Genomic DNA, 13017 nt, shown 5'->3' with positions numbered 1-13017 from the left:
AAATAAAGGATTTTACTCTTGAGAAAGGAAATCGATGTCTTCTAAAAGTCGTTTTATATCTTCCTTATTTGTTCCGTCATAAAATCCTCGAACGCGACGTTTTTGATCAACCAAAACAAAATTCTCGGTATGAACCATATCGTAAAGCTGATCTGGTCTTCCCATTTTTACAGCCAAATATGATTTTCTGGCCATCGTGTAGATTTCTTTTTTATCTCCAGTAACCAAATTCCATTTGCTGTCTACAACGCCATATTTAATGGCATACGCTTTTAAAACAGAAACGCTGTCTACTTCTGGAAAAACGGTGTGAGAAAGTAACATTACTTGCGGATTATTTAAAACCGCTTTTTGAACTTCAACCAAATTAGTTGACATTTTCGGGCAGATTGATCCGCAAGTGGTAAAGAAGAAATCGGCAACATAAATTTTTCCTTCGTAATTTTTTTGTGTAATCGTATCGCCATTTTGATTTACAAAAGAAAAATCGGCAATCGTGTGGTATTTGCTTTTATATTGAATGGTGCTATCCACTAATTCAGGATTTACATCAGACGGATTGTAAATTGGAAGTGTTTTTTTAGGTTTTAATGCAGAGTAAAACAAGGATATCGTAACAACCGAAAATACTATTAAAACAATAAAGAATTTACGGTATTTATATAAAAGCGATTTCATAAAAATAATTTGGCGCAAAAATACAAAAAGCAGATTTTAAAAACTTTACTGTATTATTTTTTTAACAGCCTTTTGTAACATTTACAACATTTAGCTGTCTAATAAAATAGTTTTAAAACTCTAATTGTGAAATTTGAATGTCTTTACGGCTTTTCAGTTAGAATTTTAACATAATATTCAAGATAATAACAATATGTTTGTATTTTCCCTTAAACACTAAATTTTTATGAAAAAACAATTTGCTAAACCTGTGTTTGGTGTTTTATCTGCAATGTTTTCGTTGACAGCAGTTCAAGCACAAAACGCTCCAAAAGAACCAGGTATCAATGTATCTTATATGGATACGAAAGTAAAACCAAGTCAGGACTTTTTTAGATATGTAAACGGAACTTGGTTGGATAAAACTGAAATTCCTAGCGACAGAACAACTTGGGGAAGTTTTAATGAACTGATCAAAAGAACGGACAAAGATGTAATGGCAGTTTTAAAAGAAGCTTCTAAAAACCCAAAATACAAGTCTAATACAGATCAGGGAAAAGCGGTTAATTTATTCAATACTTATTTAGATTCTGTTGGAAGAAATAAAAGAGGAATTGAGCCTTTAAAACCGTATTTGAAAAAAATCGACGCTATTAAAAATATTGCTGATGTTCAGAAATATTTAGTAGAAACGGAAAAAGAAGGCGGTTCTGGATTTTTCGGAATTTACATTGGCGCTGACGATAAAAACAGTTCTATAAACTCTGTAAACCTAGCTCCAAGCAGCCTTGGACTTTCAGACAAAGATTATTACATCTCTGATGATAAAGATTCTAAAGAAAAGCGAGCTAAATACGAATTGCACGTAGCAAGAATGATGCAGTTTATTGGAGAATCTCCAGAAAAAGCAAAACAAAGTGCTGCTGAAATTTTAGCTTTAGAGACAGAATTGTCTAAACCAAGATTAAACAGAGTTGAAAGAAGAGACAGCCGTTTGCAATACAATCCGATGACAATTGCTGAAATTCAGAAATTGACTCCAGCCATCAAATGGAATGAATATTTTGCAGGTTTAGGAATTACGAAATTAGAATCGGTAATTGTTTCTGAGCCTAAATACATGACAGCTCTAGAAACTGTTTTTAAAGAAAATAAAGTGGCACAATGGAAAGAATACCTAAAATGGGATCTTCTAAACGGTGCTGCTAGCCAATTGACTACAGAAATTGACCAAGCTAATTTTGATTTTTACAGCAAAACATTAAGAGGTGCAATTAAGCAGCTTCCTGCTGAAGAAAGAGCATTAAACCTAGTTAACGGAACTGTTGGTGAGGCACTTGGAAAACTTTATGTTGAGAAAGTTTTTCCAGCTGAAGCTAAAGCAAAAGCGGTTGACATGATTCATAATGTAATTATGGCGTACCAAAACCGTATTAACAATTTAACTTGGATGTCTAAAGATACTAAAGCAAAAGCGATTGAGAAGCTAAATAAAATTACGATCAAAGTTGGATATCCTGATAAATGGAAAGATTATTCTGCTCTTGAAATTAAAAGTGTTGCAGAGGGAGGAAGCTATTTTGATAACATGAAAAACTTAGCAAAATGGAACTTTAAGAAAAGCGTGGATAAATTGCCTAAACCAGTTGATAAAACAGAATGGCATATGTCTCCTCAAACTGTAAATGCTTATTACAATCCATCTTATAATGAAATTGTATTTCCAGCGGCAATTTTACAACCGCCTTTTTACAATTACCAAGCTGACGAAGCAGTTAATTATGGTGGAATCGGAGCTGTAATCGGACACGAAATCTCTCACGGATTTGACGATTCTGGTGCTCGTTACAATGCTGACGGAAACTTAGTTGATTGGTGGACAGAAGAAGACTTAAAACAATTTACAGCTTTAGGAACTGCTTTAGCAAACCAATATAGCGCACTTGAGCCATTGCCAGGAATTCACGTTGATGGAAACTTTACTTTAGGTGAAAATATTGGAGATTTAGGTGGAATTAATGCAGCTTACGATGGTCTTCAATTATACTTAAAAGAAAAAGGAAATCCAGGTTTAATCGACGGATTTACGCCAGAACAACGTTTCTTTATTTCTTGGGCTACCGTTTGGAGAACCAAAACTAGAGATGAAGCAATCAAAAATCAAGTGAAAACAGATCCACACTCTCCTGGAATGTACAGAGCTTATGTGCCAATTCAAAATGTTGATGCTTTCTACAATGCTTTCGATATTAAGAAAGGTGATAAAATGTATGTTGAGCCAGACAAACGAGTTAAAATCTGGTAATTCAAATCAAATAGTAAAAACGGCGCTTATCTAGCGTCGTTTTTTATTCATTTTAAACAAAAAAATACGTTAGATATATTTTTAGATTAATTATTCGGAAATTTTAACATAGAGTTAGAAATAATAACAATATGTTTGTAAATATACTAAAACACTAAAAAAAAATGATTAAAAAGCTTTCTAAACCTATGTTTTGTGTGGTTTCTGCAATGTTATCGTTAACGGCAGTACAAGCACAAAATACAAAGCCAAAGGAACCAGGAATTAATGTTTCTAACATGGATCCTAAAGTTAGTGCAAGTCAGGATTTTTTCCGTTATGTAAACGGTGCCTGGTTAGATAAAACAGAAATTCCAAGTGACCGTAACTCTTGGGGAAGTTTTAATGAACTTCGTCAAAAGACAGATAACGATGCACTTGCTATTTTAAAAGCAGCTTCTAAAGATCCGAAGTATAAATCTAATACAGATCAAGGTAAAGCAATTGCTTTATTCAATACTATTTTAGATACTGTTGGAAGAAATAAAAGAGGAGTTACGCCACTTCAGCCTTATTTAAAGAAAATCGATGCTATTAAAAACGTTGCAGATCTTCAGAATTATATCACTGAAATGCAGCTTACAGGTGGCTCAGGTTTTTTTGGAGTTTACGTTGGAGCTGATGCTAAAAATAGTAATAAAAATTCGGTAACATTAAGTCCAGGAGGGTTAGGATTATCTGATAAAGATTACTACAATTCAGACGATAAAGATTCTAAAGAAAAACGTGAGAAATATGAAGTACACGTTGCTAGAATGTTACAATACATTGGAGAATCTCCAGCAAAAGCAAAAGAAAGTGCAAAACAAATTTTAGCTTTAGAAGTTGAAATGTCTTCACCAAGATTAGATCGTGTAGAAAGAAGAGACAGAAGAAAACAATACAATCCAACTGCTGTTGCAGATTTGAAAAAAAATACGCCTTCTATTCAATGGGAGAAATATTTCGCAGGAATCGGAATGGCAAAATTAGATACTGTAAACGTTGCTCAGCCTCGTTACATGATCGCTTTAGAAAAGACTTTTACAGAAAAGAAAGTAGAAGCTTGGAAAGAGTATTTGAAATGGTCGCTGTTAAATAGAGCGGCTTCAACATTGTCTACAGATATTGAAAACGCAAACTTCGATTTTTACGGAAAAACATTAACAGGAGCTTTAAAACAGCGTCCGCGTGAAGAAGTTGCACTTCAAGTAATCAACGGAGCAACGGGAGAAGCTTTAGGAAAATTATATGTAGAAAAATTATTTCCAGCTGAAGCAAAAGCAAAAGCAAAAGACATGATTGCTAATGTAATGTTAGCTTACGAAAACAGAATCAATGCTTTGCCTTGGATGTCTAAAGAGACTAAAGTAAAAGCTATTGAGAAACTAAACAAATTGACAGTTAAGATTGGTTATCCTGATAAATGGAAAGATTATTCTAAACTAGAACTTAAAAATGTAAATGAAGGCGGAACTTATTTTGATAACATGAAAAATTTATCAAAATGGGCTTATGCTGAAAACTTGGCAAAATTAGGGAAACCGGTTGATAAAACAGAGTGGGGAATGTCTCCGCAAACGGTTAACGCTTATTTCAATCCTTCTTATAATGAAATTGTATTCCCAGCAGCGATTTTGCAACCACCGTTCTACAATTATCAAGCTGATGAAGCTGTAAATTATGGTGGAATTGGAGCTGTAATCGGACACGAAATCTCTCATGGTTTTGATGATTCTGGAGCGCGTTACAATGCTGACGGGAATTTAGTTGATTGGTGGACACCAGAAGACTTAAAACAATTTACAGCTCTTGGAGGTCAGCTAGCAGCGCAATACAGCGCTTTAGAGCCGCTTCCTGGTATTTTTGTAGATGGTAAATTTACATTGGGTGAAAATATCGGAGATTTGGGCGGTACAAATGCTGCTTACGATGGTTTACAATTGTATTTGAAAAAACACGGTAATCCAGGTTTAATCGACGGATTTACTCCAGAACAGCGTTTCTTTATTTCTTGGGCAACAGTTTGGAGAACAAAATCTCGTGACGAAGCAATTAAAAGTCAAGTTAAAACAGATCCGCACTCTCCAGGAATGTACAGAGCGGTTGTGCCAATTAAAAACTTAGATTCTTTCTACGAGGCTTTCGGAATCAAAAAAGGAGATCCGATGTATTTAGAACCTGAAAAAAGGGTTAAAATCTGGTAATTTAGTCTAGAATAAATAAAAAACGGCGCTTGATAAAAGCGCCGTTTTTTTATAATAAAAGTCAATTATTTTAGATGAGTGTAAATGTAAGTTTCGATAGCTTTCAGTTCTTCATCAGACATTGCCTGAGTGATTGCAAAATTGGTTTTCATAACCTCAAACTGACTCGGATCGACAATTGGTTCTGCATTTCCTTTTAAGAAATTAACCATATTACCATTTTTGTCTTTGTAGATTTTGGCAATTTCTTTAATGCTCGGCCCAATTACTTTTTGATCTGGCTGATGGCATGCAAAGCAATTTCCAGTTCCTTCAAAAATTTGTTTTCCTAATTCTTCTGGTGTTTTGGCTTTTGCCGATTCTCCTTCAGAATAGGTTTCATTTGTCTGATCTGTTTTTTCGGAACCCTCTTTTTTACAAGAGGCAAAAGCTAAAACAGCAGCTAAAAATACTGCTTTATTCATATTTTAATTATTATTTCATTGCTTCAAATTTGTAGCCATTGTAAAGTAATTTTGCTACAATTTGTTTTTCAAGTAAATCTTTATCTCCTTTAGAAAAAGAAAGATTAATTTTTTCTGTATCAGTAAGAGTTCCTCTTAAAGGGAAATATTTATTGTCGGCAGTAATTATTTCGTCTTTAATATTTTTACCTGTTTTCGGATTAGCATAACCTGTTTTAGTTGCATACCAACCACCAATTTCTCTGGTTCTTACTTGCTCTCTGTTGTTATTATCTATTGTTGTAAACACAGAATTTACCATGTAAACTAAACTTGGTGGCCAGTTAGCCATAAATGTGATGTTTTGTTTTACCACATTTCCAATTTTTACATAATCCTCAGCCATTCCGTTTTCTTTTAGAACTTCCTGTTTTTGGTAAATAACTCCGTCTGTTACTTTTATTTTTAAAGCAGCCATTGCATCAGCTTCAATTTTTAACTGATCAACCGTTTTCTGATTGGCGTCAGCAATTACTTTTTGAATGTCGGTTGGTGTTCCGTTTATGAATTCTAAAACACCTTTTTCATCAATACCTGCCGAGCTGATAAATTTGTATTTGTCGTTACAAACACTTGCAACAATCGTTTTCTGAAAACTTAAACCTTGATCTTTACCATAATCAACTACTTCATTTGTTTTACCATTACTTAAATCAGTAAGTACAGACCAGTTAAAAGTAGATCCGTCAAGCATTAAAACATTTTTTCTTTCTATAGAAAAGATCGGTCTGTTGTCTAAAGACAAGATTTTGTAATTTACTTTTACCTTGTCCAGAATGGCAACCTCGGTTCCATCAATGCTGATTTTGTCTTTTTTAAATTTAATTTCTTGTGCTACAGAGCTTAAGCCAGCAGCCATCATAACAGTAAGTAATAGATTTTTCATATATTATAGTTTAGATTTGTTGCGCTAAAATATATGTTTTTTTTGTAATTAATTACTTATTTAAAAATATTGCCGCTTCTTTTGCAAAATAAGTTGTGATGATACTTGCACCAGCACGTTTAATGCAATATAACTGCTCAATCATAATTTTATCGTGATCTAACCATCCTCGTTCTGCGGCTGCTTTTACCATCGCATATTCGCCAGAAACTTGGTAAACAGAAACAGGAACATGCACTTTATCTTTTATTTCACGAACAATATCCAAATACGCAATTCCTGGTTTTACCATTACGATATCTGCACCTTCTTCAACATCTAATAAAGCTTCGCGAATTCCTTCAATTCGGTTTGCATAATCCATTTGATACGTTTTTTTATCTTTCGGAATATCTTGAGAATCAACAGGAGCAGAATCCAAAGCATCGCGGAAAGGACCGTAAAATGCAGAAGCATATTTTGCGCTGTAACTCATAATTCCAACATTATGATGTCCGTTTTCTTCTAATGCTTGTCTGATTTTCAGAACTCTTCCGTCCATCATGTCACTTGGCGCTACGAAATCGGCACCAGCTTCGGCATGGCTTAAACTCATACGAGTTAAAGCATCAACAGTTGGATCATTTAATAATTGCCCTTTTTCGATAATTCCGTCGTGACCGTAAATAGAATACGGATCTAAAGCAACGTCTGGCATTACAATCATTTCTGGAACAGCATCTTTAATCGCACGAATCGTTTGCTGCATTAAACCGTCTTTGTTCCAAGCTTCAGTTCCTTTATTGTCTTTTAAATTTTCCGATACTTTTACATAAATATTCACCGCTCTAATTCCTAAATCCCAAGCTTCTTTTACTTCTTTGATCGTGTTATCTAAAGAATGACGATAAATTCCAGGCATCGAAGGAATAGCCGATTTTACATCTTTTCCTTCTGCAACAAACATAGGAAGCATAAAATCTTGTGGACTCAAACTGGTTTCGCGAACTAATGAACGAATAGATTCATTGGTTCTCAAACGGCGGTTTCTTTGTAGTGGAAACATATAATTTTAGATTTTAGATTTTAGATTTTAGATTGATTAATCGTTGTCTCTAAAATGAAGTTTTGTTTTTTCTTTTTGAAGATTCTTTTACTTTTTTATAAGTGGTGCAAAGTTAAAGAAAAAGGAACAGAATAAGGCGTTTAGGGTATTGTAGAATGAGTTAATATTATCTAAAAATTTGGTTGGATGTTGAAATTTGAAGTAGATTTGTAAAATTAAGAAAAATCTTATTTTGTAATAATTTTATTTATGATTAGAATTGAAGAATTGAGCAGGATTTTATTTAATTCAAATTTTATAGAATTTAAAGAAACTTTAACGGATTATAATATTCTAGAAGTAGATAATTTCGGAAATAATATCCTTCACTGTTATATAAAAGAATCAGAGAATTTGAAAATGAGCTATAAAGATGTTATCGATATTATATTGTCAAAAGGTCTTAATATCAATCAAAAACAAAGCAAAGGTAATTTTAAAAGAAGTCCATTGCATCTTGCTGTTTTTATGAAGTTAGAAAATATTGTAAATTATCTAATTGAATTAGGAGCAGATGTAAATTCTACCGATGCAAATGGAAATTCAATTATATGGACCGCCGTTATGTTTTATCGAGATCAAAATGGATTTTTTATAGAAAAGTTGATTAAAAGTGGGGCGAATATTAATTTAGAAAATAATAACGGAATAAGCGCTTTTTGTTTAGCTAATTCGATTAGTAATTCCGACGTAAAAAAGTTTTTCAAATAATAGCCGATAGCGCGGATTTGTAATCCGTGCCCACAAAGATTGATTTTTTGCTTTGAGAATTAGTATTGTGTCTCACTGTTGCGGGCACGGATTACAAATCCGCGCTATCGAAATATCTTTTAAGTAATCGAAGCCTCATAAATTTCTTGAATGGATTTCCCAATTTGATTATTAAAATCAGCATCCGATTGGTCTGCCGTTAATCCTTCAGATAATGCTCTTGAAAAACTAGCAATTAATCCGTGGTTTTCTGCCAGTTTTTCATTGGCTTCTTCTCTAGAATATCCACCAGAAAGTGCTACTACGCGAACGACATGAGAGTCGGACATCAAATCACTATAAAAATTAGGTTTTGTTGGAATAGAAAGTTTCAGCATCACTTTCACATCTTTATCCAATAAATCAAGCTGTTTTTTGATTTCTTGTTTTAAAATTTCTTCTGATTTTTCTTTATCAGCACTATAAATATCAATTTCAGGTTCAATAATCGGAATTAGTCCTTTTTGGAAAATCTGCAAACCCACTCTAAATTGCTGTTCTACAATATCGCGAATTCCGTCTGGATTTGCTTCTTTAATAAACGAACGCATTTTAGTTCCAAAAATATTTCGTTCTACAGCTCTTGTCAGCAATTCATCCAAATTCGGAATTGGTTTCATCAATTGAACACCGCTAGCAAGATCTGCCAATCCTTTATCAACTTTTAGAAACGGAACTATATTTTTCTTTTCCCATAAATAATCTGCAGTCCAAAGATTATCTATTTTGCGATCAATAGTGTTTTCAAACAAAATAGCACCTAAAATATGTTTGCTGTCAAAAGAAGGACTTTTAATAATTCGAGTTCTCATTTCATGCACAATCGTGTACATTTCTTCTTCGTTCGAATATTGATTTTCTTGTACGCCATATTGTAGTAATGCTTTTGGTGTACTTCCGCCGCTTTGGTCTAGTGCCGCAATAAAACCTTTTCCAGAATGCATGAGATTTAACTGCTCTTTGTTCACATTTGCCATAATAATGAATTTTAGTTTTGTAAATCCATGTAATTTAAGCAATTTTTACAACTTATTGATTATGAGATTGTAGTTTTATTAAAGTCCGATTTTCTCATTTACTTTATCATAAACTTCTTTTACCTTTTTAGGAGGATCAAATCGATAACCCGCAGAAAGTTTTAAGGTTGCAATATGATCGTTTAATCTCGGATCAACTTTATCATCTTGAGCAAAACTTATTGTATTTAGAGTTGCAAAAGCAAAAAAACGGTCTTTATTATATGCTAATTTTAAATTGAAATCAGCTTGATAGAGTGCCGAAGTTTCTTTGTCAATAACATTTAAGCCAGCGCCTAAAGCAAGTCCTGCACCAATTAAAACGCGGTCACTAATTACAAAATTATAGAAATAAGAAGGAGCGAGCGTAAATACATAAATATCTCCAGGCGATGAATCTTTTGTATTTACATCCAAATTTGTGTAATAAAATGAGAAGGTCGGAATAAAACTTCCAGAACTTTTAGTCTGCCATTCGTTTTGACTTACGAGTGTTTTAAAAGAAAATTTATCATTGAAAACATAAGCTGTTGATCCGCCGATTTTCATAGTTCTCATATCTGGCAACTGTGCCATAAAGTTATCTTCGCTAATATAAAACCCTTTTTGATTGATGAAAGTGAACGACTGCATCCATTTTTTGAAATAAAAACGTGTATTGAAATTAAAATGTTTAGAATGCGAATCGCCTTTATTCTGACTCAGAAATTTGGGAGCAAAACCAATACCAATATCAATGATTTTATAATTTAAGTTGAAACCAATCTGTTCTCTTCGATTCGGAATTAGATTGAAATACATTTTGGTTTCTGGATTATCCGAAGCAATCTGAAAACTATTAGAAGTGTCTAAATAATAAACGCTTGCCGTAATTTTATCATTATAAGATTTAAAATACGGATTTCGTATGGAATCGTTTTGGGCGAAACATCCAAAAATGCTGGCGAAGAATGTAGTGTAAATTAGTTTTAAACACATAGAAACATAGTTTTTGGATTGTTTTAAAAAAGACATTTTATTCCAAATAAATCACATAGTGTTATATGAAAAAATGTAATTTTTTAAAATCTCCTCTAAGATAGGTCTTTAAATCTATTTTTCTATGTGTTAAATAAATTTTTAGGCAATAATATTAAACCCAATCAACTGGATTCTGCAACACATTGATCAATTTTTCTTCTTCGCTTCCTGCTTCTGGATGATGATCATAAACCCATTGCACATGCGGAGGCAAGCTCATTAAAATACTTTCAATTCTTCCGTTGGTTTTTAAACCAAATAAAGTTCCTTTATCATGAACAAGATTAAACTCAACATAACGACCACGACGGATTTCCTGCCACGTTCTGTTTTCTGGAGTGTATTCTAGATTTTTTCTTCTTTCAACAATAGGAACATAAGCTTCAAGGAAACTATTTCCGACTTCGGTTACAAAATCGTACCAGTTTTCCATTGACATTTGCTCATTTGCTTTGCAATAATCAAAGAATAAACCGCCAAGTCCGCGGGCTTCATTACGATGTGCGTTCCAAAAATACGAATCACATTGTTTTTTATATTTCGGATAAAACTCTGGATTGTGTTTATCGCAAGCAGTTTTACATGTTTGATGAAAGTGTTTTGCATCTTCTTCAAACAAGTAATAAGGCGTTAAATCCTGTCCGCCGCCAAACCATTGATTGATTACTTTTCCAGATTCATCATACATTTCAAAATAACGCCAGTTGGCGTGCACAGTAGGAACCATTGGGTTTTTCGGGTGAATTACTAAACTTAATCCGCAGGCAAAGAAATCGGCTTCGCCAACGCCAAACATTTTTTGCATCGTTTCAGGAAGTTTTCCGTGAACGGCTGAAATGTTGACACCGCCTTTTTCGAAAACAGCTCCATTTTCAATAACGCGAGTTCTACCGCCGCCACCTTCTGGACGTTTCCATAAATCTTCACGAAATTTTGCAGTTCCGTCAACAGCTTCTAATCCAGCGCAGATTTGGTCTTGTAAGTTTTGTATGTAGGCGTAAAATTGATCTTTCATTGTAATTATTTTTTGGCTTTCGCCGAAGCAATTTTTCCATTTATTCCAAAAGAAAAAACCTTGCTTTCCTGCTGTATATATTGATAAATAGCCAAAGCTTTATCTTCAAAATTATAATTTTCTTCTTTTGAAAATTCTATTAAAATATCTCCAAATTGCTCTAATTGTTCCCAGTCAAAATGAAGACGGTTTAATAATGTGATTAAATCTTCATTTGAATAATTGACTAAAGTTTCAACATTTAATCCAAACTCTTTTAATTGATTTTCGATATCTGATTTTTGTAAATGACTCAAAGGATAAGGAACAAAAATAAGGGTTCTTAACGTTTTGAGAACGTTATCAATTCTAATTTTTTCTTCGTCTCTTAAGCCTTTGTTTAGCATTTTTTTTGAGTTTTCAGTTCAGTTTACAGTCGCAGAGCAAAACTGAATACTGCGACTTAAAACTGAATACTATTATTGCCCGTATTCCTTCACCGCGTCAATAAACGCTTTTGCGTGATCTACAGGGATATTTGGTAAAATTCCGTGACCTAAATTTACGATATATTTATCTTTTCCGAATTCGTCGATCATTTCGTGAACCATTTTCTTGATAGTCGGAATTGGAGAAAGTAATCTTGAGGGATCAAAATTTCCTTGTAAAGTAATATTTCCACCAGACAAATAACGAGCATTTCTTGCCGAACAAGTCCAATCTACTCCTAATGCAGAAGCACGACTTTTACCCATTTCGCCAAGAGCAAACCAACAACCTTTTCCGAAAACGATTACCGGAGTAATATCAGCTAAAGCGTCAACAATCTGGTTGATGTATTTCCATGAAAATTCCTGATAATCAACTGGAGAAAGCATTCCTCCCCAAGAATCAAAAATCTGAACGGCATTTACTCCCGATTTTACTTTTTCTTTTAAGTATAAAATAGTCGTATCTGTGATTTTTTGCAATAAAGTATGTGCAGCAGCTGGATTTGAAAAACAGAATCCTTTTGCAGTATCAAAACTTTTAGAACCTTTTCCTTCAACAGCATAACAGAAAATTGTCCAAGGCGAACCAGCGAAACCAATTAATGGCACTTCGTCGTTCAACATTTCTTTAGTCAATTTTACAGCATCAAAAACGTAACCTAAAGTTTCATTTACATCTGGAACATAAACTTTATGAACATCTGCCAAAGAACGAATCGGATTTGGAATAATCGGACCTAAATTATCTTTTAATTCAACGTGAATTCCCATTGCGCGAGGCACTACCAAAATATCTGAGAACAAAATTGCGGCATCGGGAGCAATTCGGCGAATTGGCTGAACCGTGATTTCAGCAGCTAATTCTGGAGTTTCGCAACGCGTAAAGAAATCATATTTATCACGAAGTTCTCTAAATTCTGGTAAATATCTTCCTGCCTGACGCATCATCCATACCGGCGGACGCTGTACTGTTTCTCCTTTTAATGCTTTTAAAAATAGGTCGTTTTTTAACATTTTTTTCTTTGCTTTAGGCTTTAAGCTTTAGGCTTTAAGCTTGTTTAACTATGATTTTTTTTGCTTACGGCT

General features: G+C 33.7%; 12 protein-coding genes. 3 read left to right on the top strand and 9 right to left on the bottom strand.

All coding sequences use genetic code 11. The features are described from left to right. Positions 1–12: 12 nt before the first annotated feature. Positions 13–678, bottom strand: coding sequence for an SCO family protein (locus tag NYQ10_RS04425; RefSeq protein ID WP_289879067.1), 666 nt, complete (start codon positions 676–678; stop codon positions 13–15). Positions 679–904: 226 nt separating this feature from the next. Between NYQ10_RS04425 and NYQ10_RS04420 the strand changes: the two genes are divergently transcribed. Both NYQ10_RS04420 and NYQ10_RS04415 read left to right on the top strand, forming a co-directional pair. Beyond that, positions 905–2962 (top strand): M13 family metallopeptidase, encoded by a 2058-nt coding sequence (locus tag NYQ10_RS04420; RefSeq protein WP_289879066.1) that lies wholly within the window; start codon positions 905–907, stop codon positions 2960–2962. 164 nt (positions 2963–3126) lie between these two features. Then, positions 3127–5187 (top strand): M13 family metallopeptidase, encoded by a 2061-nt coding sequence (locus NYQ10_RS04415; protein WP_289879065.1) that lies wholly within the window; start codon positions 3127–3129, stop codon positions 5185–5187. Between the two features lie 65 nt (positions 5188–5252). Here the strand turns inward: NYQ10_RS04415 and NYQ10_RS04410 are convergent, their stop codons facing one another. From NYQ10_RS04410 to hemB, 3 genes are read right to left on the bottom strand one after another with little or no spacing between them, the layout of a single operon-like run. Next, entirely contained in the window at positions 5253–5651 is a 399-nt protein-coding gene (locus tag NYQ10_RS04410; RefSeq protein ID WP_289879064.1) for a c-type cytochrome, read from the bottom strand. Positions 5652–5661: 10 nt separating this feature from the next. After that, positions 5662–6576, bottom strand: coding sequence for a hypothetical protein (locus NYQ10_RS04405; RefSeq protein WP_289879063.1), 915 nt, complete (start codon positions 6574–6576; stop codon positions 5662–5664). A 52-nt stretch (positions 6577–6628) separates the two neighbouring features. Beyond that, positions 6629–7621: a porphobilinogen synthase gene (gene hemB, locus NYQ10_RS04400; protein WP_289879062.1), complete on the bottom strand. Its 993-nt coding sequence runs from the start codon at positions 7619–7621 to the stop codon at positions 6629–6631. A gap of 249 nt (positions 7622–7870) precedes the next feature. Here hemB and NYQ10_RS04395 point away from each other — a divergent pair, with 249 nt between their 5' ends. Next, positions 7871–8371 (top strand): ankyrin repeat domain-containing protein, encoded by a 501-nt coding sequence (locus NYQ10_RS04395; RefSeq protein WP_289879061.1) that lies wholly within the window; start codon positions 7871–7873, stop codon positions 8369–8371. A 119-nt stretch (positions 8372–8490) separates the two neighbouring features. Here the strand turns inward: NYQ10_RS04395 and NYQ10_RS04390 are convergent, their stop codons facing one another. The 5 genes from NYQ10_RS04390 to hemE form a co-directional block, all read right to left on the bottom strand. After that, positions 8491–9378, bottom strand: coding sequence for a fructose bisphosphate aldolase (locus NYQ10_RS04390; RefSeq protein ID WP_289881008.1), 888 nt, complete (start codon positions 9376–9378; stop codon positions 8491–8493). Positions 9379–9465: 87 nt separating this feature from the next. Beyond that, a complete protein-coding gene (locus NYQ10_RS04385; RefSeq protein ID WP_289879060.1) occupies positions 9466–10404 on the bottom strand; it encodes a DUF4421 family protein in 939 nt (312 codons plus the stop codon). A 154-nt stretch (positions 10405–10558) separates the two neighbouring features. Further along, positions 10559–11461: an oxygen-dependent coproporphyrinogen oxidase gene (gene hemF, locus NYQ10_RS04380; RefSeq protein ID WP_289879059.1), complete on the bottom strand. Its 903-nt coding sequence runs from the start codon at positions 11459–11461 to the stop codon at positions 10559–10561. A 5-nt stretch (positions 11462–11466) separates the two neighbouring features. Continuing rightward, positions 11467–11847 (bottom strand): hypothetical protein, encoded by a 381-nt coding sequence (locus NYQ10_RS04375; RefSeq protein WP_289879058.1) that lies wholly within the window; start codon positions 11845–11847, stop codon positions 11467–11469. A gap of 72 nt (positions 11848–11919) precedes the next feature. Then, positions 11920–12945: a uroporphyrinogen decarboxylase gene (hemE, locus tag NYQ10_RS04370; protein WP_289879057.1), complete on the bottom strand. Its 1026-nt coding sequence runs from the start codon at positions 12943–12945 to the stop codon at positions 11920–11922. Positions 12946–13017 lie beyond the last annotated feature (72 nt).

Origin of the sequence: Flavobacterium johnsoniae, from assembly GCF_030388325.1 — a bacterium.
GTDB lineage: Bacteria > Bacteroidota > Bacteroidia > Flavobacteriales > Flavobacteriaceae > Flavobacterium > Flavobacterium johnsoniae_C.
This window is presented reverse-complemented; position numbering and strand designations above follow the sequence as displayed.

Excerpts from the sequence above, each read along its gene's own strand:
- NYQ10_RS04425 (WP_289879067.1), bottom strand. The coding sequence starts at position 678 with ATGAAATCGCTTTTATATAAATACCGTAAATTCTTTATTGTTTTAATA.
- NYQ10_RS04420 (WP_289879066.1), top strand. The coding sequence starts at position 905 with ATGAAAAAACAATTTGCTAAACCTGTGTTTGGTGTTTTATCTGCAATG.
- NYQ10_RS04415 (WP_289879065.1), top strand. The coding sequence starts at position 3,127 with ATGATTAAAAAGCTTTCTAAACCTATGTTTTGTGTGGTTTCTGCAATG.
- NYQ10_RS04410 (WP_289879064.1), bottom strand. The coding sequence starts at position 5,651 with ATGAATAAAGCAGTATTTTTAGCTGCTGTTTTAGCTTTTGCCTCTTGT.
- NYQ10_RS04405 (WP_289879063.1), bottom strand. The coding sequence starts at position 6,576 with ATGAAAAATCTATTACTTACTGTTATGATGGCTGCTGGCTTAAGCTCT.
- hemB (WP_289879062.1), bottom strand. The coding sequence starts at position 7,621 with ATGTTTCCACTACAAAGAAACCGCCGTTTGAGAACCAATGAATCTATT.
- NYQ10_RS04395 (WP_289879061.1), top strand. The coding sequence starts at position 7,871 with ATGATTAGAATTGAAGAATTGAGCAGGATTTTATTTAATTCAAATTTT.
- NYQ10_RS04385 (WP_289879060.1), bottom strand. The coding sequence starts at position 10,404 with ATGTGTTTAAAACTAATTTACACTACATTCTTCGCCAGCATTTTTGGA.
- hemF (WP_289879059.1), bottom strand. The coding sequence starts at position 11,461 with ATGAAAGATCAATTTTACGCCTACATACAAAACTTACAAGACCAAATC.
- NYQ10_RS04375 (WP_289879058.1), bottom strand. The coding sequence starts at position 11,847 with ATGCTAAACAAAGGCTTAAGAGACGAAGAAAAAATTAGAATTGATAAC.
- hemE (WP_289879057.1), bottom strand. The coding sequence starts at position 12,945 with ATGTTAAAAAACGACCTATTTTTAAAAGCATTAAAAGGAGAAACAGTA.